Annotated in this window: 25 protein-coding genes; 14 read left to right on the plus strand and 11 right to left on the minus strand. The window is 67.8% G+C overall.

Annotated features, from left to right (window positions below; translation table 11 throughout):
* The first annotated feature begins 4 nt into the window (after nucleotides 1-4).
* The 11 genes from ACNQVK_RS31700 to ACNQVK_RS31750 all read left to right on the plus strand — a co-directional run bounded on the left by ACNQVK_RS31700 (nucleotide 5) and on the right by ACNQVK_RS31750 (nucleotide 10,724).
* Entirely contained in the window at nucleotides 5-835 is an 831-nt protein-coding gene (locus tag ACNQVK_RS31700; RefSeq protein WP_064886839.1) for an MlaE family ABC transporter permease, read from the plus strand.
* The gene (locus ACNQVK_RS31705; RefSeq protein ID WP_418032671.1) at nucleotides 832-2,256 is read left to right on the plus strand and encodes an MCE family protein; all 1,425 of its coding nucleotides are present in this window, start codon (nucleotides 832-834) and stop codon (nucleotides 2,254-2,256) included. Before ACNQVK_RS31700 ends, ACNQVK_RS31705 begins: the two co-directional genes overlap by 4 nt.
* Nucleotides 2,253-3,305 carry an MCE family protein gene (locus ACNQVK_RS31710; RefSeq protein WP_418032672.1) on the plus strand — a complete coding sequence of 351 codons (1,053 nt, stop codon included), beginning with the start codon at nucleotides 2,253-2,255 and terminating at the stop codon, nucleotides 3,303-3,305. Before ACNQVK_RS31705 ends, ACNQVK_RS31710 begins: the two co-directional genes overlap by 4 nt.
* Entirely contained in the window at nucleotides 3,306-4,361 is a 1,056-nt protein-coding gene (locus ACNQVK_RS31715) for an MCE family protein (protein ID WP_418032673.1), read from the plus strand.
* Nucleotides 4,358-5,461, plus strand: coding sequence for an MCE family protein (locus ACNQVK_RS31720; RefSeq protein WP_418032674.1), 1,104 nt, complete (start codon nucleotides 4,358-4,360; stop codon nucleotides 5,459-5,461). Before ACNQVK_RS31715 ends, ACNQVK_RS31720 begins: the two co-directional genes overlap by 4 nt.
* A 6-nt stretch (nucleotides 5,462-5,467) precedes the next feature.
* Nucleotides 5,468-6,523: an MlaD family protein gene (locus ACNQVK_RS31725; protein ID WP_418032675.1), complete on the plus strand. Its 1,056-nt coding sequence runs from the start codon at nucleotides 5,468-5,470 to the stop codon at nucleotides 6,521-6,523.
* Entirely contained in the window at nucleotides 6,520-7,743 is a 1,224-nt protein-coding gene (locus tag ACNQVK_RS31730) for an MlaD family protein (RefSeq protein WP_418032676.1), read from the plus strand. Before ACNQVK_RS31725 ends, ACNQVK_RS31730 begins: the two co-directional genes overlap by 4 nt.
* On the plus strand, nucleotides 7,740-8,354 hold the full coding sequence (locus tag ACNQVK_RS31735; RefSeq protein WP_418032677.1) for a mce associated protein mas1a: 615 nt from the start codon (nucleotides 7,740-7,742) through the stop codon (nucleotides 8,352-8,354). Before ACNQVK_RS31730 ends, ACNQVK_RS31735 begins: the two co-directional genes overlap by 4 nt.
* A gap of 30 nt (nucleotides 8,355-8,384) precedes the next feature.
* Nucleotides 8,385-9,290, plus strand: a complete 906-nt coding sequence (locus ACNQVK_RS31740; RefSeq protein ID WP_418032678.1) for an oxygenase MpaB family protein — start codon at nucleotides 8,385-8,387, stop codon at nucleotides 9,288-9,290.
* Nucleotides 9,291-9,325: 35 nt separating this feature from the next.
* Nucleotides 9,326-9,994, plus strand: coding sequence for an oxygenase MpaB family protein (locus ACNQVK_RS31745; protein WP_418034449.1), 669 nt, complete (start codon nucleotides 9,326-9,328; stop codon nucleotides 9,992-9,994).
* Nucleotides 9,995-10,058: 64 nt separating this feature from the next.
* Nucleotides 10,059-10,724 carry a sensor domain-containing protein gene (locus ACNQVK_RS31750; RefSeq protein ID WP_418032679.1) on the plus strand — a complete coding sequence of 222 codons (666 nt, stop codon included), beginning with the start codon at nucleotides 10,059-10,061 and terminating at the stop codon, nucleotides 10,722-10,724.
* 203 nt (nucleotides 10,725-10,927) lie between these two features.
* Here ACNQVK_RS31750 and ACNQVK_RS31755 read toward each other — a convergent pair whose 3' ends face one another.
* Nucleotides 10,928-11,617, minus strand: a complete 690-nt coding sequence (locus ACNQVK_RS31755) for a demethylmenaquinone methyltransferase (protein WP_418032680.1) — start codon at nucleotides 11,615-11,617, stop codon at nucleotides 10,928-10,930.
* A 161-nt stretch (nucleotides 11,618-11,778) separates the two neighbouring features.
* Between ACNQVK_RS31755 and ACNQVK_RS31760 the strand changes: the two genes are divergently transcribed.
* Nucleotides 11,779-12,603 (plus strand): SDR family oxidoreductase, encoded by an 825-nt coding sequence (locus ACNQVK_RS31760; protein WP_418032681.1) that lies wholly within the window; start codon nucleotides 11,779-11,781, stop codon nucleotides 12,601-12,603.
* 54 nt (nucleotides 12,604-12,657) lie between these two features.
* Entirely contained in the window at nucleotides 12,658-13,494 is an 837-nt protein-coding gene (locus ACNQVK_RS31765) for an alpha/beta fold hydrolase (RefSeq protein WP_418032682.1), read from the plus strand.
* Between the two features lie 23 nt (nucleotides 13,495-13,517).
* Here ACNQVK_RS31765 and ACNQVK_RS31770 read toward each other — a convergent pair whose 3' ends face one another.
* Nucleotides 13,518-14,645 carry a glycosyltransferase family 4 protein gene (locus ACNQVK_RS31770; protein ID WP_418032683.1) on the minus strand — a complete coding sequence of 376 codons (1,128 nt, stop codon included), beginning with the start codon at nucleotides 14,643-14,645 and terminating at the stop codon, nucleotides 13,518-13,520.
* 89 nt (nucleotides 14,646-14,734) lie between these two features.
* On the opposite strand from ACNQVK_RS31770, the gene ACNQVK_RS31775 reads away from it, so the two are divergent.
* Nucleotides 14,735-15,427: a DsbA family protein gene (locus tag ACNQVK_RS31775; RefSeq protein ID WP_418032684.1), complete on the plus strand. Its 693-nt coding sequence runs from the start codon at nucleotides 14,735-14,737 to the stop codon at nucleotides 15,425-15,427.
* Here the strand turns inward: ACNQVK_RS31775 and ACNQVK_RS31780 are convergent.
* From ACNQVK_RS31780 to ACNQVK_RS31820, 9 genes are all read right to left on the minus strand, one after another.
* The gene (locus ACNQVK_RS31780) at nucleotides 15,411-15,932 is read right to left on the minus strand and encodes a DUF3592 domain-containing protein (protein ID WP_418032685.1); all 522 of its coding nucleotides are present in this window, start codon (nucleotides 15,930-15,932) and stop codon (nucleotides 15,411-15,413) included. The genes ACNQVK_RS31775 and ACNQVK_RS31780 overlap by 17 nt on opposite strands.
* On the minus strand, nucleotides 15,929-17,554 hold the full coding sequence (gene menD, locus ACNQVK_RS31785; RefSeq protein ID WP_418032686.1) for a 2-succinyl-5-enolpyruvyl-6-hydroxy-3-cyclohexene-1-carboxylic-acid synthase: 1,626 nt from the start codon (nucleotides 17,552-17,554) through the stop codon (nucleotides 15,929-15,931). The genes ACNQVK_RS31780 and menD overlap by 4 nt, the downstream gene beginning before the upstream one ends.
* A gap of 27 nt (nucleotides 17,555-17,581) precedes the next feature.
* Nucleotides 17,582-18,364, minus strand: a complete 783-nt coding sequence (locus ACNQVK_RS31790; RefSeq protein ID WP_418032687.1) for an alpha/beta fold hydrolase — start codon at nucleotides 18,362-18,364, stop codon at nucleotides 17,582-17,584.
* A 24-nt stretch (nucleotides 18,365-18,388) separates the two neighbouring features.
* A complete protein-coding gene (locus ACNQVK_RS31795; RefSeq protein ID WP_418032688.1) occupies nucleotides 18,389-19,114 on the minus strand; it encodes a DJ-1/PfpI family protein in 726 nt (241 codons plus the stop codon).
* A gap of 12 nt (nucleotides 19,115-19,126) precedes the next feature.
* Entirely contained in the window at nucleotides 19,127-20,122 is a 996-nt protein-coding gene (locus ACNQVK_RS31800; RefSeq protein WP_418032689.1) for a GlxA family transcriptional regulator, read from the minus strand.
* 80 nt (nucleotides 20,123-20,202) lie between these two features.
* Entirely contained in the window at nucleotides 20,203-21,348 is a 1,146-nt protein-coding gene (locus tag ACNQVK_RS31805) for an LLM class flavin-dependent oxidoreductase (protein WP_418032690.1), read from the minus strand.
* Between the two features lie 5 nt (nucleotides 21,349-21,353).
* Complete coding sequence (locus ACNQVK_RS31810) at nucleotides 21,354-22,499, minus strand: LLM class flavin-dependent oxidoreductase (protein ID WP_418032691.1); 1,146 nt, start codon at nucleotides 22,497-22,499, stop codon at nucleotides 21,354-21,356.
* 45 nt (nucleotides 22,500-22,544) lie between these two features.
* Nucleotides 22,545-23,516 (minus strand): o-succinylbenzoate synthase, encoded by a 972-nt coding sequence (locus ACNQVK_RS31815; RefSeq protein ID WP_418032692.1) that lies wholly within the window; start codon nucleotides 23,514-23,516, stop codon nucleotides 22,545-22,547.
* A 23-nt stretch (nucleotides 23,517-23,539) separates the two neighbouring features.
* A complete protein-coding gene (locus tag ACNQVK_RS31820) occupies nucleotides 23,540-24,502 on the minus strand; it encodes an esterase family protein (RefSeq protein ID WP_418032693.1) in 963 nt (320 codons plus the stop codon).
* Nucleotides 24,503-24,531 lie beyond the last annotated feature (29 nt).

The raw sequence follows: 24,531 nt of genomic DNA on the forward strand, positions 1-24,531 counted from the left end.
TGCCCTGCACCGGATTTCGCGGCCCGCCGTCGCCGGGTACGACGCACTCGCCGTCGCCGGCCAGCACGTCACGTTCTACGCCAAGGTCCTGGGGTCCCTGCCGTACGCCCTGGTGCGCTACCGCAAGCACACCCTCGGCCAGATCGGCGAGGTCACCTTCGGCACCAGCTCGCTGCTGTCCGGCGGCGGGACCATCGGCATCGTGTTCGCCATGTCGCTGGCCGCGGCCATGATGCTGGGCGTCGAGACCCAGCGCGGACTGGACCTGGTCGGGATGAACACGCTCTCGGGCATGCTCGCCGCGATCGCCAACACCCGCGAGCTCGCTCCCGTCGTGGTGGCAATCGCGTTGGCCGCCAAGGTCGGAACGGGGTTCACCGCCCAGATCGGGGCCATGCGGATCTCCGACGAGATCGACGCGCTCGACGCCATGGCGCTGCGCTCCATCCCCTACCTGGTCGGCACCCGCGTGCTGGCCTCGGTGGTCTGTGTCATCCCGATCTACATGATCGGACTGCTGGCGAGCTACCTGTCCACCCGCACCGTGGTGGTGATCTTCAACGGCGCCTCCCCCGGCACCTACGACTACTTTTTCCATCTGGCCCTCGGCCCGCGAGACCTGCTCTACTCCGGGATCAAGGCCGTCGTCTTCGCGATCGTGGTGGCGCTGGTGCACTGCACCTACGGATACTTCGCCTCGGGCGGTCCCGCCGGGGTGGGGCAGGCCGCGGGCCGGGCGCTGCGTACCGCGATCCTCGCGGTCGGAATCCTCGACGTGCTGCTGACCTTCGCGCTGTGGGGCCTGGTCCCCGAGATCCCCGGGATGGGAATGTGAACGGGCTCAGGCGCTTCGGCAGGCGCCGCAGGTCTTCGGAACCCAGCCGGGCGAAACTGGCGCTGCGCGGCCTGGCCGCGGCCGCCGTGGCGATGGCCGTGGCATCCGTGCTGGTGGCCCGGGCCTCGGGACATCTGGACCGCAGCGCGGATGTGTTCGTCGGGGTGCCGGTGTCGGCCGGGCTGATCACCGGCGGATCGCCGGTCCGCTACCACGGTGTCAACGTCGGGCGCATCGCCGACATCGAGTCGGGTACCCGCACCTCCCGGGTCCGGCTGGCGATCGAAACCGACAGCCTGGGCATCATCCCGTCCTCGGCGGTCGCGCGGATCGTGCCCCGCACCTTCTTCGGCGACATCTATCTGCAACTCGTCGACCCGCAAGGCAACCGGTCGGCAACGGGCCTGAAGCCAGGTGACACCGTGGCGATCGACGACAGCCCCGACGCGATGGCGCTCTACGACGTGTTCACCAAGATCGTGGAACTGTTCTCGCAGATCAAGCCCGAACGCATGCAGACCGCCCTCACCGCGATCAGCCAGTCGCTGCGCAACCGCGGCACCGAACTGGGCGCCACGATCGACAACCTGAGCGCCAGCGCGCAGGTACTCACGCCGTCGCTGGTGCGATTCCTCGACACCACACCGCAATTCCGGGATGTGATGGCCTCGCTGAACACCGCGACCCCCGACATCATCTCGACGCTGTCGGCGGCGACGTCGGTGTCCAACCGGATGGTCGACGACCAGAAGAAGTTCGCCTCGGCCATCGACGGTTTCGCCCGGTTCTCCTCGGTGCTCACCTCGTTCATGTCCGATCACCGCGAGCAGTTGATCACCGTGGTCGACTCGGCCGGGAAGATCATGGCGACCACAGCCGCCCAGCCCTTGGGGCTGGTCGACACCCTGGCCGGCGCACAGTCGTTCGGTGAGGCCGGCGCCAAGGTGTTCGCGACGGGCAAGTTCAACATCACCGCCGTGGCGACCTTCGCCGGACCGATGCCGTACTCGCTGCAGGACTGTCCGGTCTACGGGAACACCCAGGGCGCCCGCTGCGCCGAATCCGCGCCGTCGGGTGAAGTGCCGGATCAGTCCGAGGACGTGCTGGCCCGCCCGGCCGCCGACCTGCCCGTCACGCCGTTCACCGCCCCGGCCCCGCACCTGCCCACGAATTCGTTCCTGCCGCCCGGGCCCGGGCTGCCGCAGTCGGCGCCGATCCCCACGGAACCGCTGCCCGCCGAGGCGGTTCCGGGCGCCGCGCCCGCGTCGGCCGTCATCGACGCCGACGGCCAGGCCCATGCGCTGGCGGTCCTGCAGGACGAACTGGTTCCCCCGGCCGGCGCCCCCTCGACCCAACCGAACATCGCCACGGTGCTCATGCTGGGCCCGCTCGTGCGCGGCACGGAGGTGCAGGTCTCATGAACCGCAACGGCCGGTGGCAGTCGTGGGCCAAGCTGGGCGCCTTCGGCACGGCCGGGGTGCTCAGCGCGGTGCTGGTGATCAACACCCTGTCGGTGCCGGTGCGCGGTAGCACCGTCACCTACCAGGCGCAGTTCACCAGCGTCGAGGGCCTCAACGTCGGAAACCCGGTGACCATGAACGGTATTCGGATCGGCCGGGTTGATTCGATCCGGTTCGCCCCCAACGGCGACGGCACCAGCCGGGCTGACGTCGACATCGAGGTCAACTCCGACTTCACCCTGACGGGCAACGTCACAGCGGCGGTGCGCTACGGCGACATGCTCGGCGCCCGCTACGTCGCCCTGTCCGACCCGGGCGGCGCCATCATGGACGTCTCCACCGACGAACCGCCGACCAGGCTGGCCGCCGGCGGCGTCATCCCCCTGGCCCAGACCTCGCCTGCGGTGGATCTGACCGCGCTGCTCAACGGGTTCAAGCCGCTTTTCGACGCGCTGGCTCCCGAGCAGGTCAACACCCTCACGCGGGGATTCGTCGAGACCTTCAGCGGCCAGGCGCAGACCCTGACGACGCTGCTCACCCAGATCGCCGCCATGACATCGAGTTTGACCAACAACGCCGGGATCTTCACCCAGCTGATCGACAACATGTCCGCACTCATGCGCACCATGAACACCCGTCAGCCGCAACTGGAGCAGATGCTGCACGGGCTCAACCGGCTCAGCGCCGCGGTGACCTCCGGTGACCGGCAGTTCGAAATGCTCATCGACCAGGGCAACGCCGTGCTGGCCACCCTGGCCAACACGGTCAACAACTCCAGCGCCGCCTACGGAGACACCATCACCAATCTCAACTCCATGCTGCAGACCTGGCAGCCCAACACCGAGCAGTTCACCACGCTGTTGGCCCGGCTGCCCGAGTTCGGCGACGCGATCAACCGGACCTCCAGCTACGGCGGGTTCGTCAGCCTCTACCTGTGCAACTTCACCCTCAAGATTCGCAGCCACGAAGCCAACATCTTCGGCAGCAGACATTCCGAGGTGTGCTTGTAGATGTTCCTCGTCAAACTGATCGACCTCTTCGTCGGCGCGGTGATCTTCCTCTTCGTCAAGGATCAGCGCAAACACAACCCGTCAATCCCCTTGGCACTGGGCATGATCGGCACCATCACCCTGGTCGCCATCATGGTCGTCTCGATCGGGATTCCCCGCGCGGTCTACCACGTACGGACCACCGCCTATATCGCCGAGCTGGCCAATGCCAGCGGACTGTCCGGCGGCGACCCGGTGTATGTCGCCGGGGTGCCTGCCGGGCGGGTGGAGGACGTGGCCCTGGCCGGCGACCGGGTTCGCATCGGCTTCCGGCTGGACAAGGCCCAGGCGCTCGGGAACCGCACCACGGTCACCGTGCGGCTGCGGACCGTGCTGGGCAAGCGCTTCCTCGATGTGATGCCGGCGGGCACCATCAACGGATTGGACTCCAACGTCATTCCGTTGTCGCGCACCACTGTTCCCTACAGCCTCGACGAGGTGGGTCGTAAGGCCGCCAACACCGCCGAGCACGTCGAGGCGCAGCCGTTGACGGCGATGATGAACACCCTGGCCGAGACCATGCCGGGCAACAGCACCGAGCTCGGCCAGGCACTGGCCGGGATCAGCGCGGCCAGTTCGGCCTTCGCCGACAACGGCGACAAGATCGACGAGATCCTGCGGATCAGCCGGTCCATGACCGAAATGCTGTCCCACCAGACGGATTCACTGGCCGATACCGCGGCCAACGCGCAGTACATCGTGTCTTCACTGGCGGCGCGCCGTCAGGCGCTGGCCGACATCGTTCACAACCTGACTGCGATCATGCGGCACCTGGCCGCGATCTACACCGAGAAGCAGACGGATTTCAGCAGTTTGATCGCCGGCCTCACCGCGGTCACCGGAACCTTGAAAGCCAACGTGGACAAGATCGACCAGACCCTGCAGAAGATGCCCCCGGCGATCCGGGCGGTCACCAACTCCACCGGCAACGGCAACTGGGCCGACGTCAACTCACCGTCCGTGGTGATGCCCGACAACCTGTTGTGCTTCCTCAACGTTCAGCGGGAGTGCCGATGAACCGTAAAGCTGCGATGGCAGTCATTGTGGTCCTCTGTCTGGCCGCCGGCGGCTGGTATGTGTTCGGCCGCACCGACCGGGCCCGCACTGTGCACGCCGACTTCGGCTACATCAACGGCATCTACCCGGGCAGCAAGGTCACCGTGCTCGGAGTGCCGGTGGGACGCGTCACCGCGGTGACGCCGCAGGGCACCACGGTGCGGGTCACGATGACGCTGCCCGACGACGTCGTGCTGCCCGCCGAACCGGACGCCTACGTGGTGAGCCCCGCACTGATCAGCGACCGCAGCGTCGAACTCGGCCCGGCCTACAGCGGAACCGGGCCCACCCTCACCGACGGGCATGTGATCGGAGCCGACCACAGCCACTCCCCGATCACCTTCGACAGCATGTTGGGCAGCCTGAGCACCCTCACCTCGGCCATCGGCCCGCAACAGGGCGACATCGGTGCGGTGCTGACCCGCGGCGCCGAGCAGTGGCACGACCAGGGCAAGCTGTTCAACTCCGCGATGCGCAACCTCAGTGCCGCCAGCGGCGTGCTCGGGGCGCGGGCCGAGGACATCGGCGCCGTGGTGGACAACCTCAGCACGCTGATGGCCGCGTTCAACCAGCGCCAGGTCTCGCTGAATCAGATGGTCGACGAACTCGGCCAGGTCGGCGGCAGCTGGGCCGACGCCAACGTCGACATCGCCCAGCCCATGGCCGATCTCAAGGTCGTACTCGATCAGGTCGACACCTTCGTCGCCCAGCACGGTGACGATCTGGGCACCATCGCGACCAACCTGAACGCCGTCGGCGACGTGCTGACCGCCAAGCAGCCGCAGCTGGCCGAATTCATGGACCTGGTGCCGCTGATGATGCAGAACCTGTCCAACACCGTCGGCCAGGACCGGCGCGGCCGGATCCGGCTGAACGTGTCCACGGTGCTCACCCAGTTCGCCGCGGCCCAGAACTTCTGCGACCGCAACATGCTGCCCATGTGTGTGGGCGCCGGGATCACCAATCCGATCTCCTACCCGATCAGCCGGTCGGACCCGCTGGGCATCGTCACCGCGGTCACCGGCAACACCCCGCCGCCGAACCCGAAGTACCCGAGGTGAACGGTCATGTCTAGATCCCTGGTTCGCCTCTCGACCGGCTCCGCAGTGGTCGTGGCCGCCGCAGGCGTATGGGCGTTGAGCGATATCGGAATTCAGGACCTTCCCCTGGGCCGCACCTCCCCCACCGACACCATGGCGGTCACGGTGGTGCTGCCGACCGCCGACGGCATCACCATCGGCGCCGACGTCCGCAACGGGCAGAAGGTGGTGGGCCGGGTCAGCGGGATGAACCTGGCCGCCTCGGGAGCCTCGGTGCAGTTGAGCCTGGCCGACGCAGACGGACTCGACTCCGGGACTGTCGCCAGCGTGGAACTCCCTTCGGCCCTTGGCAATCCGTTCGTCCGGCTCAGCAGCGCACAGCTGGCACCCCAGCGCGCACTGCGGGACGGTGACGTGATCCCGCCCAGCCACACCGAGCTCGGCCCGCAGATCGAAAGTGCGCTGGCCACCTTCGGGGCGCTGTTGTCCCGCAGCGGTGTCGACCAGCTCGCCACCATCGTCACCGAACTGGACAAGGCGTTCGGGGGCCGGGCCGACAAGGTACGCGGGCTGATCGACTCGATGTCGCTGCTGGCGGCCAAGGCCTCCGAGCACCAGGGCGAGTTCGATCAGGCGATGAGCCTGGCCGCCAACATCACCGGCCAGTTCGACCACGAGCAGAAGACCGTGACGGGCTACCTGGACGCGGTACCCAAGGTGGTGGCGATGCTCGATGTGCAGCGCGCCAAGCTGCAGACGCTGTTCTCCTCGACCACCGCACTGGCCGCCACGGCCAACAACGTGCTGTCGTCGACCGACCTGAACGCCATGGTGACCGACGCGGGAACCGTCGTCGGCATGATGGGCACCTTCAACGACCGGCTCGGCGGGATGCTCACCTCGATGAACACCTTCCTGGAGAAGTTCGGCGATTCGGTCCACGGCGACTACCTGATGTTCGATGGCGCCCTGGACATTCCGGGCACCATCGACAAATTGCTGACCGGAGGGTTGATCGTCAACGGCACCCCGATCACCGGGGACGTGGCCCTGGAGGGGTTCTTGTCGGGAGGTCTGAATTGAGACGCCTGGTAGTGGTTCAGCTGGCGATCTTCGCGGCGATCGCCACGATGGTCATCCCGTTCGGAATCCGCTATGTGGCCGGGCCGCAAGGCTTCCGGACGCCGATGACCCTGACCGCGACGATGACCGACGCGTTCGGCCTGACCGCTGGGACCAGCGTCACCGTGCGCGGGGTGCAGGTCGGCACAGTCGACGACGTGTGGCTGACCCCCGACGGGACCGCGATGGTGCGGCTGGCGATCGACCCGGACACCCGGATCCCGCGCGACGCGATCCTGACGGTCGGGATGGGCACGGCGGCGGGCATTCAGAGCGTCGACATCATGCCGCAGTCCGACGCCGGACCGTACCTGGCCTCCGGGGACACCATCGCCGCACCGGCAGACCGGCAACCGATCCAGATGGACCGCATCATGGGCGACACCGCGCAACTGGTGAAAGGTATTGACACCCGGGCGGTTCAGTCGGTCGGAACCGAACTGTCCAACGCGTTCGACGGGCTGGGCCCCGATCTCGCCATGCTGATCGACAACGCATCCGACATGTCCACCCGCATCCGCAACCAGACCGGTCAGCTGCAGCCTCTCATCGACGGCACCACGGAACTGGTCACCACCATGGCCGGCCAGAGCGATCCCTTCGTGCGCGGCATGGGCGCCAGCGCGCGTCTGGCCAATCAGCTGGACGGCAGCGGCCCGGCATTCCTGTACATGACCGACCGCTCACCGGCCGCGCTGAGTCGCCTGCAGCGGGTTCTGGACACCTATCAGGGCACGTTCGGCGCCACCCTGGCCAACCTGGCCACCGTCATACCGATCATCGGGGACCGCACCGACTCGCTGCAGACGGGGCTCACGACGATCCCCAAGGGCCTGCAGGATCTGACCTCCATCGTGAAGGTGGACGCCACCGGCCAGACCCGCGCCGATTTCTCGTTGATCGCCACCCAGGGTCCGGTGTGCAACTACGACGTCGACCGCCGGGCCATCGGCGATGTCAGCGCGAAGGAACCCAACCTGGTCATGTATTGCCCGCCCGCACCCGACATGCTGATGCGGGGCGCGGTCAACGCGCCCCGACCCAACGATCTCGGCCTGCAGAACTCCCAGACCCCTGGGTATCCGATCGGACCCGAGGTGGTCAACGACCCGGTCAAGATCCCGACCCTGGCCCAGCTCGCCTACAAATGGCGCAGCATCCTGAAAGGTGGCCCGCAGTGAGCATTTCCGAAGATGACTCCGTCGACGACCACGGTGAATCAGTGCTGACGTTGGAGGATCCCGCAGCAGACGACGCAGAAGACACAGCCGACGACGCCGAGAACGAGGACGACGAAACCGTCACGCCCGGCCGGCTCAGGCGACGCCTGCTGGCCGGCCTTCTCGCCCTGGTGGCCGTCGCTGCCACCGCCGCGCTGGTGGTGTTGTCGATCGGTGAGTACCACCACCGCCAGGACGAATCGCTGCGCACCGAGGCCGTGCAGATGTCGCGTGACTATCTGGTGGCGATGGCCGCGTTCGACTACCAGAAGATGGACGCCAACCGCGAGCACATCGTCGCCAACTCCACCCCCGGGTTCGCCGCCAAGTACGACGAGATGGTCAAGGCGCTTCGCGACATCGTGGTGACCAGCAGGGGTGTCGCGACCGCCACGGCCGATCACGTGGTCGTCGACTCGCTCGACGGCAACACCGCGACGGTCGTCGCGTTCGTCGACCAACACGTCACCAATGTGACTGCGCCACAAGGCAGTGATCAGAAGTACCGGATGGTGGTCAAGCTCGTGCGCAGCGGCGACCACTGGATCGTCGACGACGTGCAGACCGTGTAATCCCGCCGTTTCACCCCCGAGAGGAGCCCCATGCCAGCGACATACGTGGATCTGGCCGCCGAGCCGCGGTTGACCACTGCCGAGACCCGCATCACCGTCACTCAGCGGGTGCCGCGGTGGATCAGGAAGAAGGACGTCGACCTGTCCGACGCCCTGGACTTCTGGTCCGCGGCCGGGGCGGCGGCCAACGTCATCATGCAGATGAGCTGGCCGGAGGTCGGTTACGGCGTCTCCGAAAGCCGGGTGGAATCAGGCAGTTTGGTGCATCACCCGTGGAAGCGGCTGCGCACCACCGCGCAGTACCTGACCGTCGCGATCCTCGGCACCGACGAGGAGAAGAACGCCTATCGCGAGGCGGTCAACGTCGCGCACCGGCAGGTCCGCTCCACCGAGGACAGTCCGGTCAAGTACAACGCGTTCAATCGCGAACTGCAGTTGTGGGTCGCGGCATGCCTTTTCATCTTCTACGAGGACACCCATCAGCTGCTCTACGGCGCAATGACCGAGGAGCAGGCCGAAGGTTTCTACCAGAGCGCCATGACGATCGGCACCACGCTGCAGGTGCTCGAGGAGATGTGGCCGGCCACCAGGGCCGACTTCGACGCGTACTGGAACACCGCGTGCGAACGTGTCGCGATGACCCCGTTCGTGCGGGATTACCTCATGGTTCTGGTGGAGTTGCGGATGATCAACTGGCCGATGCGGATGATGCTGGCACCGCTGTTGCGGTTCTTGACCATCGGCTTCCTGGCGCCGGTGTTCCGCGACGCCATGGAACTGGAGTGGACGGAGACCGACCGGCGCCGCTTCGAGCATCTCTTTCTGTTCGTGGCGTTCGTCAACCGGTTCCTGCCGAAGTCCCTGCGCACGGGCAACTATGCGGTGCTGTTGAAGGATCTGCGCCGTAGGATCCGCCGGAAGAAGGCCCTGATCTGAGCAAGGCGGCCACCCAATCGGTTCCGGACACGCTGCTGTCGCAGTATCTCCGGGACCGGCGGTTCCTGTTCATCCTGCCGAGGGCGGTCTGCCTGCAGTCGCTGCATCCGACGATCGCCACCGGGATCTCGCAGCACGCGCTGCTGCACCGGCGAGTCTGGTTGCACCACAAACGCACGGTGACGCAGGCGATCAGGATCGCCTCCGCCGACGTCGACATGCGGCCCTACATCCGGTTCGCACACGAAGAGGTCAAGGGCCGCGACCCGGCTGGGCACAAGTACCACGCGCTGAACCCCGAGGTCTTCCACTTCCAGCACGCCACCTATGTGGAAAGCCTTGCGATGATGGTCAATACCTTCATCCGGAAGCTGGATGAGCGTGAGCACGAGCAGCTCTACCAGGAGTGCTGCGCGTGGTACCGGCGCTACGGCATCTCCACGCGCCCCATGCCGGCGAGCTGGCCCGAGTTCTGCGAGTACTTCGAGGACGAGTGCCGTACCCGGTTGTCCGCGGGTGAGCACTTCGAGCCGTTCCGCCGTCAGATGTTCGCGCCGACGGACTGGTGGCCGCGGGCGGTGCCGCGGCGGGCGATCCGGGCCATGCAGCATCCGCGGGCCGCCGAGTTGACGGGGATCGAGGTCAGCGCTCGCGACCGGCGCTCACTGCGGCGATTCGCGGTGGTCAGCCGGGTTCTGTCCTGAGAGTTGACGGGCCGCACTCGTGGTCGGCGAGAATCACCGGGTGCCCAGAACTCGAACGTGGCGTGTGATCGTTTTCGCAGCAACACTGGCCGGCCTCACCGGTTGCACGAGCATCGTGTCCGGCACCGCGCTGACGAGGACTCCGTCACCCGAGGAGAACAAGCTCGAGCAGGTCATGTTGCCGATCGAGGACCTCAAGGCGATCGTCGGAGCCAACAACCTGATGTTCACCAGCAAGACCGCCGACATGAACAACAACTTCTGGAAGATTCGCGACGAAAGGTGCCTGGCCGCACTCTTTCCCGCCGAGGACATGGACTATCGGTTCACGTACTGGACGGCGGTACGCACCCAGGTGGCCCAGGACCCCGACTCGGACCATCGCCACTGGGTACAGCAGGCGGCCGTGCTCTACGCGTCGGAGGGCGAGACGCAATCCATGCGCCGAATCTCGGAGAAGGTGTGGCGCGACTGCGCGGGATCGGCGATCCCGCTCCGCGAGAAGCACGGCGAAGAGACCAGCGAACGTACCTGGACCATCGGCGATCTCGTCGTCGACGGCGACCTGATCAAACAGACCGCCACGCGGGCCGGTACCGACGGATGGGCGTGCCAGCACGCCCTGTCGGTGGTGTCGGCGATGTCGCTCGAGGCCAAGGTGTGCGGCTATCAGGTCGCCGATCAGGCAGCCACCATCGTCGACAAGCTGGTCGCCAACGCTCACCACTGACCGAGGGCTTCGGGCGGAGTAGTCCCCCGGGAATCCCGTCAAATAATTTGACGAGGCTCCGGATGGCCTACCGCCCCACGGCCACCAGGTGATACGCCAGCTTGATGATCGAGTAGTCCGCGCCACCGCACATTCGGACGTCGACCTTGAGGCGGATGCGTTCCAAGTTGCTCTGGTCGCCGGTCAGCCCGACCGTGTCGGCGCTACTCCGGTTTGGTCGCGGCGTGCAGGGCTACGATGCCGCCAGTCAGGTTGCGCCACTTGACTTGTGACCAACCGGCCTCGCCGATGCGCCGGGCCAGCTCGGCCTGATCCGGCCAGGCCCGGATCGACTCGGCCAGGTAGACGTAGGCGTCCGGGTTGCTCGACACCGCCGTGGCCATCCGCGGCAGCGCCTGCATCAGGTACTCCTTGTAGAGCGTCGCGAACGCACCGTTGGTCGGCGTGGAGAACTCGCACACCACCAGCCGGCCGCCGGGCCGGGTCACCCGGGCCATCTCGCGAAGGCCCGCCACATGGTCGACCACGTTGCGCAGCCCGAAGCTGATGGTGACCGCGTCGAACACTCCGTCGGCGAACGGCAGCCGGGTGGCGTCGGCGCCGACCTTGGGCACCGGGCGGGACGCCCCCGCGGCGAGCATGCCCACCGAGAAGTCGGCGGCCACACACCAGGCACCCGATGTCGCCAACTCGACCGTCGACACCGCGGTGCCCGCGGCCAGGTCCAGCACCTTGTCGCCGGGGCCGATCCCCAGCGCCGCACGCGTCTGCCGGCGCCAGAACCGGTCCTGCCCGAGCGACAGCACCGTATTGGTCAGGTCGTAGCGCCGCGCCACCGCATCGAACATCGATGCCACTTCGTGGGGGTTCTTCTCCAGGCTCGCTCGACTCACAGTGCTGACGCTACCGGGCGGCGCTCAATACATTGACAGTGACCGAAACCCTGGCGCCCCGTCGCCACTGCCTGTGGACTCCCTGCGAGTCGGATGGTGCGGGAATGGGTACCGCGTCCGACGCCTTGAACCGCAGGGAACGAAAAGTCGAAGGGTTGATCATGAGCGAAAAAGTGTGGTTCATCACCGGTGCATCGAGGGGTTTCGGCCGGGAGTGGGCGATCGCGGCCCTGGACCGGGGTGACAAGGTGGCCGCCACCGCGCGCAACACCGCGACTCTGGCCGATCTGGCCGACAAGTACGGCGACGCACTGCTGCCGATCCGGCTGGACGTGACCGACCGCGATGCGGACTTCGCCGCCGTGCAAGAGGCCCACGACCGGTTCGGCCGGCTGGACATCGTCGTCAACAACGCGGGCTACGGCCAGTTCGGGTTCATCGAGGAGTTGTCCGAGGCCGACGCCCGCGACCAGATCGAAACGAACGTCTTCGGCGCGCTGTGGATCACCCAGGCCGCGCTGCCCTACCTGCGCGCTCAGGGCAGCGGGCACATCATCCAGGTGTCCTCGATCGGCGGCATCACCGCGTTTCCCCTGGTCGGCATGTACCACGCGTCCAAGTGGGCGCTGGAAGGGTTCTCGCAGTCGCTGGCCGCCGAAGTCGCACCGTTCGGTGTCCACGTGACGCTGATCGAGCCGGGCGGGTTCTCCACCGACTGGGCCGGATCCTCGGCCAGACATGCTGCCCCGCTTGCGGATTACGACGAGGCCCGCGCCGCCGCACAACGTGCCCGCGCACAGCGCAGCGCCAAGCCCGGCGATCCCAAGGCCTCGGCCGAAGCGGTGCTCAAGATCGTCGACGCCGAAAACCCGCCGCTGCGAGTGTTTTTCGGCGAGCTACCGCTGCAGCTGGCCAAGGCCGACTACGAGAGCCGGCTGGCGACGTGGGAGCAGTGGCAGCCGGTGTCGGTCCTGGCACAGGGCTGATTTTTCTTCCGCGAGCCGGTCTGCAGCAACGCTGACCGGCGTACGGTTGAAAACATGCCCACGATCACGACTTCTGACAACGTCGAGATTTTCTACCGGGACTGGGGCTCGGGCCAGCCGATCGTGTTCAGCCACGGCTGGCCGTTGTCCGCCGACGACTGGGACACGTTCATGCTGTTCTTCCTGCAGCACGGCTACCGGGTCGTCGCCCATGACCGGCGCGGTCACGGGCGTTCCTCCCATGTGGCCGACGGCCACGACATGGATCACTACGCCGACGACCTCGCCGCCGTGGTCCAGCACCTGGACCTGCACGACGCGATCCACGTCGGGCATTCGACCGGCGGCGGTGAGCTGGTGCGCTATCTGGCGCGGCACGGGTTGGACCGGGCGGCACATGCGGTCCTGATCAGTTCGGTACCGCCGCTGATGGTCAAGACCGATGCCAACCCGGGCGGCCTGCCCAAGTCGGTGTTCGACGATCTGCAGGCGCAGTTGGCAGCCAACCGCTCGGTGTTCTACCGCGCCCTGCCGTCAGGTCCGTTCTACGGCTTCAACCGGGAACAGGAGAAGACTCCGCAGCCTGCCCGCGAGGCGATCATCGCCAATTGGTGGCGCCAGGGCATGATGGGCGATCCCAAGGCCCACTACGACGGCATCGTGGCGTTCTCCCAGACGGATTTCACCGAGGATCTCAAGAAGATCACCCTGCCGTCATTGGTGATGCACGGCGAAGACGACCAGATCGTGCCGTACGCGGATTCCGGTCCGCTCTCGGCGAAGTTGCTGCCCAACGGGACCCTCAAGAGCTACCCCGATTTCCCGCACGGCATGCCGACCACCCAGGCCGAGACGATCATGGCCGATCTGCTGGAGTGGCTGCGCTCCTGAAACCGGTTGCGTCCGAGGGGTGATCAGGCCGCGCGCAACTGCCGCAGGCCCTGCACGGCCTCGTAGTGCCCGATCAGCTCATCGCAGATCGCCGGCCAGGTGCGGCTCAGCACGCTGCGGCGCGCGGCCACCGAGTAGCGCGACCGCTCGGCGATCAGATGTTCCACGGAAGCGGGCAGGGCGGACTCGAATTCGTCGACCGGCAGCAACAGCCCGGTGCGGTACGGCGCCACCAGATCCCTGGGGCCCCCGGCGTCGGGAGCGATCACCGGCAGGCCGGAGGCCATCGCCTCCTGCACGGCCTGGCAGAACGTCTCGTGCTCACCGGGGTGGACGAAGACGTCCATGCTGGCGTAGGCCGCGGCCAGCTCAGGGCCGTGCAGTTCTCCGGTGAAAACGGCTGTGGGCAAGACTGTTCGGAGTTTGGCGCGGTCCACGCCGTCACCCACCACCACCAGCTGGAGGTCGTCCCGCCCGGCGAGTGCGGCCAACCGCTCCACGTGCTTCTCCGGCGCCAGCCGCCCGACGAACCCGACGATCGGCTTGCCCTCGGGAGACCACGACGCGCGCAGCTGCTCATCGCGGGCCGACGGCGCGAAACCCGTGATGTCGACCCCGCGGCCCCACTTGAACACCCGGGGAATCCGGTGGGCTTCAAGGTTTTCCATCGCCGAGGTGGACGGGGCCAGGGTGCGGTCGGCCTTGCTGTGCAGGCGGCGCGTCCACGCCCACGAGGCACGCGAGAGGACGCCGACGCCGTAGCTCTCGGCGAAACCGGCGACATCGGTCTGGAACACCGCCACCGTCGGCACACCCAGGTAGCGGGCGGCATGCACACCACCCCAGCCGAGCAGTGCAGGCGATGCGAGATGAACGACGTCGGGGTTGAAGCCGCGCAGCACGTTCACCATCCGGAAACGCGGCACGCCCAGCGGCAGTGAGGTCACTTTGGGAAACATCCGCGAGGGCACCCGGTGCACCCGCACACCGTCGTACACACGGTCGGCGGGCGGCTGACCCCGCGGAGTGTCCGGGGCGATGACGAGTACCTCGTGGCCGGTGCGGCGGAGATGCTCGATCACCCGAAGCACCGAGTTGGTGACGCCGTTGACATTCGGGAGGAAGGACTCTGCAACGATCGCAACGCGCACAACCGAATGGTCGCAGCGGCACCTGTCGCCGAGGTAGCGTCCGGGGATACGACACGCTAAAACCTGATGCGCGGGTCTAGTGTTGCGACATGCGATTGTCGCGCGTTGCTGCAGCGATGCTGGCCGTGCTGGCCTTGGCTGTTGCCGGGTCCACCACCGGTTGCACCCGGCTGGTCGACGGTGCCGCGCGGGCCAGCGGCGACAAGCCCGGCAGCGAGATCACCGAGGACGGCTCCGGAATCCAGATCGGCTATCCGGATGCGCCCGCCCAGATCGAGTTCTTCACCGAACCGCAGTGCCCGGCGTGTGCGCACCTGCAACACGAGGCCGGCGACGCCATCGCTGCCGCCGTCGGCCAGGGCCGGCTCGCGGTGACGTACCGCCCGCTGACCTTCCTGGACAGCTTGGGCACCGAGTATTCGGCGCACGTCGCCAATGCCCTGTTCCTGGCCGCGGGCCCGAACACCACGGGCACAGCGTTCCAGGCGTTCGTGCAGGACCTGTGGAGCCACCAGGACCCCGAGGGTTCGCCCGGCCCGACCAACGAGGCGATCGCCGCCATGGCGTCGGACAGCGGCGTCGGTGCCGAGCAGACCGGCAAGATCGCCGCCGGCGAGCAGATCATCGACTCCGACGAGCTCAACGACGCCAACGCCGAACTGCTCGGCGAAACCCAGTACGAGGTGTCCACCCCGGCCATCTACGACCTCGTCGGCGAGCAGGTGATCGACACCAGCGACCCTGACTGGCTGGCCAAACTGCTGGCTACCCCGCAGAACTGATCCGGCCGGGCCGGCGCTGCAGGAACGCCAGCAGCGCCAGCGCCGCGGCCGCCACCAGCCAGCCCACCACCGCGATCGACCCGGCCGGGATGATCGCCAGTGACGCATCGCGATCGCGGACCCGCACCAGGTCGGGGTTGTTCTTGTCGTATTCGACGTAGATCCGCATCCCGGTGTCGAGTTCGGAGGGGTACAGCACGCCCAGTTCGGGGCGATAGGTCACCCGGTCGGGCGTGACGAACTCGATCGTCGAGCGTCGTGGTCCGGCACTGAGCACCTCGGCCGCGGCCACCCCCATGTTGCTCTCGATCTGCTGGTCGTTGCGCCAGGCGCCCACCACCAGCAGCACCGACTGCAGCGTGACCAGGCAGGCGGCGATCACCACGCCGATCCGCACCCGCCGGATGATCCGCTGCGACCGCGTCTCCCCCGGTTCGCCGTACAGATGCGGGATCAGCGGCTGCACCCACGCCCGCAACCGCGCGGCAATCTGCGTGGGCCTCACAGGGCAGCCTTGATGGACGCGTGCAGGGCCCGCAGCGACGACCGGTCGGCCTTCACCTCCAGCACCCGCATCCCGTCGAAGGGTTCGGCCAATGCGGCACCGAGCGCGTCGGCCTCCACCTGGCCGCATTCGACGTGATACGCGCGGCACAATGCCGCGACGTCCACATCGTGCGGGGTACCGAAGATCCGCGACGATATGTCGGAGAACCGCGGATCACCCTGTTCCAGCAGTTCGAAGATGCCGCCGCCGTTGTCGTTGGACACCACGATGGTCAGGTTGCGCGGCGTCGGCTCGGTGGGCCCGACCAGCAGTCCCGAGCTGTCGTGCACGAAGGTCAGATCCCCGATCAGGGCAATGGTCCGGCCGTCGTGTGCGAGCGCCGCGCCGATCGCCGTCGACACCGTGCCGTCGATACCGGCCACACCGCGGTTGGACCGCACCTTGATGCCCTCGGTGCCCAGCCCGACCAGGGCCGCGTCGCGCACCGGGTTGGAGGCCCCGAGCACCAGCTGGTCGCCTGGGCGCAGCGCGTCGGAAACGGCGGCGGCCACGTGCAGACCGGTGGTCAGCGGGTGCGACGCGAGTTGTTGGCGCACCGCCGCCAAGGCGTGCCGGTTGAGCTCGGCGCAGCGGGCCAGCCAGGCCGGGTCCGGGGTCCCGGTGGTCACCGCCCGGGTGCCGGTGGCCATCGAATTGCCCGAGACGTCGGGCCAGCGCGGACCGGTGGTCAGCGCGTACACCGGCACCGCCGGATCGGCCAGCAGCGCCGATACCGGCCGGTGCAGGGTCGGCCGACCCAGCATGATGACCTGCTTGGGGTGCACGAGGCGCAGTGCCAGTGGATGCAGCGGGTTCTCCGGAAGCGGTGCGGTGGGCTCGGCCACCGTCGGCAACCCGGCCAGGTTGGGGTGCACGCCGGCGCCGTGCCCGGCGATCACCACGGTGTCCGGCGTGAGGTCGATCTCCAGTGGCTGGTCGAAGCTCACCGGCGGGGTGTAGGTCCACGGTTTGCCGTCCGGACGGCCCGCGGGAAACGAGAAGTCCCCGTGCGCGTTGTCGGGCACCAGCGGTTCACGCAGCGGGATGTCGAACTGCACCGGGCCGGCGTTGGCGGTGCGCGATCCGGTGGCCGCCGCGAGCACCCGGCAGGTCGCCGAACGCCACTGGGCGTTGAGCGAATCGAGCTTTTCCGGTGACTCCTCGGCAAGGCCGACACTGATGTTGGCCCGCACCTGGGTACCGAAATAGCCCAGCTGCTCGAAGGTCTGGTTGGCGCCGGTGCCCAACATTTCATAGGGACGGTTGGCGCTCAGCACGATCAGCGGCACCCGGGCGTAGTTGGCCTCGACGACAGCGGGGCCGAGGTTGGCCACTGCCGTGCCGGAGGTCATCGCGATACAGACCGGCGCCCGCTCCGCGACCGCGAGCCCGATGGCCAGATAGCCGGCCGTGCGCTCGTCGATGCGGACGTGCAGACGGATCCGTCCGGCACGGTCGGCGTCGGACAGCGCGAACGCCAGCGGGGCGTTACGCGAGCCCGGGCACAGCACAACGTCGCGGACACCGCCGCGGATGAGTTCGTCGACGACTACGCGCGCCTGTGCCGTCGATGGGTTCACCACTCCACCTTATTCGTCAGTTCTCCGTCACTTCTGATCGGCGAGGAACTCGAGCAACGCGGTGTTGACGGCCTCGGGCTTCTCGATGAAGCCGAGGTGACCGGTATCAGGAATCTCCAGGTAGCGCGCCTTGGGGATCGCGTCGGCCACCTCACGGCCCAGGTGAGCGGGCAGCACCACATCGTCGGCGAAGCCGATGACCAGCACCGGCGCGGTGATGGACCGGTAGGCGGGCAGCCGGTTGTCCACCGGGGCGGCGTCGGACTGGGCCACCAGCCCCGGGGTCTGCTTGGTGGGCCACATGGTGAACATCTCGCTCCAGTCGCGCACCAGCACGTCGTTGTTGAGCGTCTTCGGCGAGAAGCTCTCCAACATCCGCAGCTTGGCGTCGAACCTCGGCGGCAGTTGGATGCCCGCGGCCGCGAGATCACGCTCGGCGGTGCGGAAGAACTCGCGGGCCCGGTCGTGGCGGCCGCGGGTGGCCATCAACACCGCCGATCGCACCAGCTCAGGACGGGCCAACATGAGTTCCTGGGCGATGAACGAGCCCATCGACACACCCACGACGTGCGCGGGAGCCGCCCCGAGCTTCTCGATCAGCTCGGCGGTGTCGGCGACCATCTGCTCGGTGCCGAACCCCTCGGCGTTCTCCGTCGCGCCCACCCCGCGGTTGTCGAAGGTGATGACGCGGTAACCAGCCCGCTGCAGCGCCGGGACCTGATGCAGGTGCCAGGTGCGGCCGGCGCCTCCGCGACCGGCGATGAACAGCACCGGGTCGCCCTTGCCTCGCTCGTCATAAGCCAAGTTCATCCGGCCGACGCTACTTGATGGCGCTCACGCGCTGCGGCGCCCACGCACCTTGCGGATCGCCTGGTCCCAGGCCAGCAAGACCCCGGCCTTGAGCGGTTCGGGCTTGATCATGTCCTTGCCCAGCAGCGCGGTGGCGCCGGCCTTGGTGGCCGCGCTCGCCTTCGACATGTGCCCGGAATCGAACGGCGGCTGCGGGTCGTACTCGATCATCAGCTGAATGGCCTTGGCCTTCGCCTCACCGCCGATCTGGCCGGCCAGCCAGATGCCCAGGTCGATCCCCGCCGACACCCCGGCCGCGGTGATCACCTTGCCGTCCGGCTCGGCACGCACGATGCGCTGGTCCCCGACCGGTGTCGCACCCATCATCTTCAGCGCGCTCAACACCGACCAGTGCGAGGTGGCGGGCTTCCCGTCGAGCAGGCCCGCCGCGGCCAACACCACCGAACCCGAGCACACCGACGCCATCCAGGTGGTGCCCGGATAGACCCGACGCAACCAGTCGAGCACCAACTCGTCACGCGCCGCCATGGTGGTTCCCGGCCCGCCGGGCACCAGAACCACATCGGGCGAAGGGGTTTCGGCAAAACTGTGCGTGGCCCCCACCGTCAGCACCCCGGAATCCGCGGTGACGGGGCCCGGCTCGTGCCAGACGAACCGCACTTCCGTGTCAGGCAGGTTGCGCAGCACCTCGTAGGGCCCGATGAAGTCGAGGGCGGTGAAGCTGGGGTACAACACGATTGCGATCTGCATGGCTTGTTCCTTTCAGGCGGTTAGATCTGCGCTTCTCGCGTGCGCGGAGGTCTTGCGGTACTGATCTGGTGAAATACCAAGGCGGCGAACGAAGTTGCGTCGCATGGTCTCGGCGGTGCCGAACCCGCAGCGGGCGGCGATGACGGTGACGGTGTCATCGGATTCCTCGAGCTGGCGGCGCGCGGCATCGGTGCGAATGCGTTCCACGTAGGCGCCCGGGGCCTCCCCGACCTCATCGGTGAACACCCGGGTGAAATGCCGCGGGCTCATCGCCGCACGCCGGGCCAGCTCGGAAATGCTGTGCACTCCACCGGGTTCGACTTCGATCAACTCCTGCACCTCGCGGATCGGGGCGCGTTTGGCCCGTGGCATCCACACCGGCGCGGCGAACTGTGTCTGACCGCCGGGCCTGCGCAGGTAGAGCACCAGGTACCGCGCCACAGTCTGGGCGATATCCGTGCCGTAATCGTCCTCGACCAGCGACAACGCCAGGTCGATGCCTGCTGTCACCCCGGCCGCCGTCCACACGCGCTCGGAACTTCTCACGAAGATGGGATCGGGATTGACTGCTACCGAAGGAAACTCGTCGGCCATCCGCCGGGCCGAAGACCAGTGGGTGGTGGCGGTGCAGCCGTCGAGCAGTCCGGCCTGCGCGGCCAGGAACGCTCCGGTACAGACGCTGACGACGCGGCGGGCGTGGCGCGCGGCGGTGCCGATCCAGGCGACGACGGCCGGATCGGCCCGCGCGGCGTCGGCACCGATACCGCCGGGGATGACGATCGTGTCGATCGGCGTGCGTGGGTCAGGCAGTGGGGCGGCAACGAACTCCAACCCGGTGAGCGTGCTGACGGGCCGACCGTCCACGGCGGTCAGGGTGACTGCATAGCCGTCACCGGATCTGCCCAGGCCGGCGAGGGCCAGCGTGGCGGTGGAGAACACGTCGAAGGGCCCGGCCAGGTCCAGGGCCTGCACCCCGGCGTAGCCCAGGATCACCACCGATCGCGTCACCTCTTCAGTGTTCGTGACCTCGGCGATGGCGTCTACGCCATGTACCCCACAAATCAGGACATCGGTGGATTGTCGGTGTTCTAGAGCTTCTTGATCCCGCGCACCACCCGGTAGAACGACGGCACCGTCGCCACTCCGCGCCGCAGGCTGCGCTGCATCAGGCCGCCGTTGGTCAGCACCAGGTGACGCACCCCGCAGTCCCGCCACTCGGCCACCCGGTCCAGGACCTCGTCGGGCGTGCCGATCAGCCCCATGTCCCGCATCAGGTCAGGCGTGATGCCCTTGATGTGCGAGAGTGCGGTCCGCTCGTCCCAGTCCTGGGGCAGGATGTCCTGCCCTCCGGAGAAACCCATCCCCAACGGGTGCGCCGCGCCGCGCTGCACGAAGTACTCATCGGACGCGCTGAGACAGCCCGCACGCATCACTTCGGAATCCAGGGCATCGTCGACCTCGGCGCGGGTGCGCGCGGTCACCACCATCACCAGCAGCGCCGGGGTGATGGCCATGGGGTCACGGCCCGCGTCGGACGCGGCCGTGCGCACCACGTCCAACCGCTGGGCATAGTCCTGGGGCGAGTGCGGGAACGCCGGAAAGAACCCGTCGCCGTAGCGTCCGGCGATACGCAACATCCTGGGGCCGTGCGCGGCGATCCAGATCGGCGGCCACTTGCCCCGGTAGGGCGGCAGGTCGAAGATCGCGTTGCGCAGCGGGAAGAACGGCGAATCGCGGTTGACCAGTTCACCGTTCGAGTTCCACAGCGCGCGGATCGTGGCAATCGCCTCGTCGAACCGGGCCACCGGTTTCGCCCAATCCACCCCGTAGGGCTCATTGCCCTCGCGCTCGCCCGGCCCGATACCGAAGATGAAGCGGCCCTTGGTCAGCAGCTGCATATTTGCCGCCGCCTGCGCGCTGACGGCCGGGTTCCGGCGCCCGGCATCGGTGACACAGATGCCGAGCGGCAACCGCGCGAGGCGGTTGCGCGCCGCGATCTTTCCGAGCATCGTCCACGGCTCCATACAGGCGTCGACCGATGGAACCAACTTCGCCGCCGCGCAGTACTTCTCCTGCCACAGCGCGCGCGGGAATATCGCGTTGAGATGATCGGGTACCCAGAAGGAATCGGCCCGGGCACCGACGGCCGACAGATAATTGGCACGGGTGAAGGTGTCCGCGGCCGGCTTGCTCGCGGTGATCATGTCCAGCAGGCCGACCTGCAATCCACCCATGGAGATCAGAGCTTCTTGAGCTTCCGGATGACCTGGCTGTAGAGCAGCTGCGACATCATGCCCTTGCGCAGACTGCGTTGCAGCGGGCCGACATTCGCCAGCACCAGATACCCGACGCCGTGACGGCGCCACTCCGCCGCCTGCTCGACGATCTCGTCCACCGTCCCGCACAGGTACATCTCCCGGAGCAACGACGCCGGAACGGCCTTGATGTAGGACAGCGCGGTCTCCGCATCCCAGTCCTGGGGCAGGATGTCCTGCGCACCCGAGAAACCGACGCCCAGCGGGTGCTGTGCGCCGTGTCGGGCATAGAAATCGTCAGGCGCGTTCAACGCACCAGCCTTGATCACCGCGGAATCCAGCGCCTCGTCGAGGTCGTCGGGCGTGCGCCCCGGCACGACCATCATCCAGAGGGCGGGGGTGATGGCCATCGGATCGCGCCCGGCGTCGGAAGCCGCCGACCGCACGACATCGAGGCGCTGGGCATACTCCTGCGGCGCGTGGGGGAATGCGGGAAAGAAACCGTCGGCGTACCGGCCTGCGGCCCGCAACATCCGCGGACCGTGCGCGGCGATCCAGATCTCGGGCCAGCGTCCGCGGTACGCGGGCAGGTCGAAGATCGCGTTGTGTAGCGGAAAGAACGGTGAATCTCGGTTGACCAGTTCACCATTCGAATCCCACAGCGCCCTGATCGTGGCCATCGCCTCCTCGAACCGGGCCACCGGTTTGGTCCACTCCACGCCGTAAGGTTCGTTGCCCTCACGCTCCCCGGCGCCGATACCGAGGATGAACCGGCCTTTCGTGAGCAGGTTCATCGTCGCTGCACCCTGTGCCGTGACGGCCGGGTTACGCCGTCCGGTGTCGGTCACCCCGACTCCCAGCCGAAGGCGGGCAACCCGGTTGCGGGCAGCGAGATTGCCCAGCATCGTCCACGGCTCCAGGTACGCATCGGCCGATGGCAGCATCCTGGCCCCGCCGCAGAACTTCGGTTGCCACAGCGTCCGAGGGAACAGCGCGTTGAGGTGGTCAGGCACCCAGAACGAGTCGACGCCCCCGGCGACCGCGCTGAGGTAATTGGCCCGGGTGAAGGTGTCCACAGTGGGTCGTGCGGCGATCGTGGGGTCCATGATGCCGACGCGGAATCGAGTCATTCAGCGAGTGTCGAACGCGCGGGCCGACTTCCCTAGAGTAGGCACCTACCCCAATATCAGCGGGTAGCAGTCCCGCACCCGATCGATCCACCATTGCTGCCGCTCCGGCGTCGCGGCGAGCGCGGACAGCCGGGCGGGGTCCGGCACCACCTTCTCGACGGGCAGGTACCCGTCGACCGGCGCGGACACCTCGGCGACGTCCTCCACGAAGAATCCGCCCGTGCCCAGCCCGCAGGCGTGCGCCAACTCGGGCAGAGCCGCGGCCGCCAGCAGTCCGCGCGCGATACCGACCGCGGAATCCAGCGCACTGGACACCACGATCGGGATGTCGATCTGTGCGGCGATCTCGAGCATCCGGGACACCCCGCCCAGCGGCGCCACCTTGAGCACCGCGACGTCAGCGGCGCGGGCCCGCACCACCCGCAGCGGGTCAGATGCCTTGCGGATCGACTCGTCGGCCGCGATCGGCACCGCCACCTGCCTGCGCAGCGCGGCCAGCTCGTCGACCGTCGCACACGGCTGCTCCAGATATTCCAAGGTCCCGTCGGCGGTGAGCGCCGCGGCGGCGGCGACGGCCTGCGGCAGCGTCCAGCCGCCGTTGGCGTCGACCCGCACCACCGGAACCTGCGCGCGCACGGCGTTGACCCGCGCGACGTCGTCCGCCAGGGTCTGACCCGGCTCGGCGACCTTGACCTTGGCCGTGCGCGCACCGGGAAATCGCGCCAGCACCTCGGGCACCTGGGCGGCCGGCACCGCGGGAACGGTGGCGTTGATGGGGATACGCGCGCGGTGCACCGGGGGTGCCGGTCGATACGCGGCCTCGATCCCGGAGGCCAGCCAGGCCGCGGCCTCGGACGGTTCGTATTCGAGGAACGCTCCGAACTCACCCCAGCCCGCGGGGCCGTCGATCAGCGCCACCTCACGAACGGTGATGCCGCGGAAGCGAACCCGCATCGGCAGGGCCACGACGTGAAGGCGTTCCAAGAGGTCGTCCAGCGCAGGCGCCGCGTCAATCACGCCGTCAATGATGCCCAAACCGGTCAGCCGGCGCCCAATGTCCGCTGGATGTCGGGTTTCATCTGGTTCAGCTGCGCACCCCAGTAGCCCCAGGTGTGGGTGCCGGTGGGCGGGAAGTTGAACACCGCGTTGTGCCCGCCCGCCGCGACGTACTGGTCGCGGAAGTTGAAGTTGCTCTGCAGCGCAGTGTTTTCGAGGAAGGTCGAGGCGACGTCGTTACCGCCCAACTCCCCCGGCGTCCCGGAACCGCAGTAGACCCAGATGCGAGTGTTGTTCGCCACCAATCTCCCCACCTGCAGCGTCGGATCGTTGCGCGCCCACGCCGGATCACCGGGCGGGCCCCACATGGCCCCGGGCGAGAAGCCACCGGAGTCGCCCATCGCCAGCCCGATCAGCCCGGGCCACGGGCCGGCAGACGGATTCAGGAACGCCGACAACGACCCCGCGTAGCGGAACTGCTGCGGGTAGTAGGCGGCGAGGATCAGTGCCGAGCTGCCCGACATCGACAGTCCGACCACCGCGTTGCCCGACGAGGACACCCGCTTGTTGGCCGCCAGCCACTGCGGCAACTCACTGGTCAGGAACGTCTCCCACTTGTACGTCCAGACCCCGCCGTTGCCCGCGGCGGGCTGGTACCAGTCGGTGTAGAAGCTCGACATGCCACCGACCGGCATGACCACGGACAGCCCCGACTGGTAGAACCACTCGAACGCCGGGGTCTCGATGTCCCACCCGTTGAAATCGTCCCGGGCCCGCAGACCGTCCAGCAGATAGACCGCGTGTGACCCGCCGCCCTGGAACTGCACCTTGACGTCGCGGCCCATGGCCCCTGACGGCACCGAGAGCATCTCGACCGGCAAACCCGCCCGTGACCAGGCACTTGCGGTCGGCGGCGGCCCGAGCAGTCCGCCGGCCGTCGCCACGACCAGGGCGGTCAGGATCCCGAAGCCGCGGAAGAACTTCCGCAATCCATGCGCATCTGCCATGTCCGCACCCCACATCTCCGCGCACACGT

It is taken from the genome of Mycobacterium sp. 134, from assembly GCF_048282715.1.
GTDB classification, from domain to species: Bacteria; Actinomycetota; Actinomycetes; order Mycobacteriales; family Mycobacteriaceae; genus Mycobacterium; species Mycobacterium septicum.

What these genes read in the sequence shown, in the direction of transcription:
- ACNQVK_RS31720 (WP_418032674.1), top strand. Translation starts at nt 4,358, where the DNA reads ATGAACCGTAAAGCTGCGATGGCAGTCATTGTGGTCCTCTGTCTGGCC.
- ACNQVK_RS31810 (WP_418032691.1), bottom strand. Translation starts at nt 22,499, where the DNA reads ATGACTCGATTCCGCGTCGGCATCATGGACCCCACGATCGCCGCACGA.
- ACNQVK_RS31710 (WP_418032672.1), top strand. Translation starts at nt 2,253, where the DNA reads ATGAACCGCAACGGCCGGTGGCAGTCGTGGGCCAAGCTGGGCGCCTTC.
- ACNQVK_RS31775 (WP_418032684.1), top strand. Translation starts at nt 14,735, where the DNA reads ATGCGATTGTCGCGCGTTGCTGCAGCGATGCTGGCCGTGCTGGCCTTG.
- ACNQVK_RS31795 (WP_418032688.1), bottom strand. Translation starts at nt 19,114, where the DNA reads ATGCAGATCGCAATCGTGTTGTACCCCAGCTTCACCGCCCTCGACTTC.
- ACNQVK_RS31790 (WP_418032687.1), bottom strand. Translation starts at nt 18,364, where the DNA reads ATGAACTTGGCTTATGACGAGCGAGGCAAGGGCGACCCGGTGCTGTTC.
- ACNQVK_RS31820 (WP_418032693.1), bottom strand. Translation starts at nt 24,502, where the DNA reads ATGGCAGATGCGCATGGATTGCGGAAGTTCTTCCGCGGCTTCGGGATC.
- ACNQVK_RS31765 (WP_418032682.1), top strand. Translation starts at nt 12,658, where the DNA reads ATGCCCACGATCACGACTTCTGACAACGTCGAGATTTTCTACCGGGAC.
- ACNQVK_RS31725 (WP_418032675.1), top strand. Translation starts at nt 5,468, where the DNA reads ATGTCTAGATCCCTGGTTCGCCTCTCGACCGGCTCCGCAGTGGTCGTG.
- ACNQVK_RS31760 (WP_418032681.1), top strand. Translation starts at nt 11,779, where the DNA reads ATGAGCGAAAAAGTGTGGTTCATCACCGGTGCATCGAGGGGTTTCGGC.
- ACNQVK_RS31715 (WP_418032673.1), top strand. Translation starts at nt 3,306, where the DNA reads ATGTTCCTCGTCAAACTGATCGACCTCTTCGTCGGCGCGGTGATCTTC.
- ACNQVK_RS31805 (WP_418032690.1), bottom strand. Translation starts at nt 21,348, where the DNA reads ATGGGTGGATTGCAGGTCGGCCTGCTGGACATGATCACCGCGAGCAAG.
- ACNQVK_RS31740 (WP_418032678.1), top strand. Translation starts at nt 8,385, where the DNA reads ATGCCAGCGACATACGTGGATCTGGCCGCCGAGCCGCGGTTGACCACT.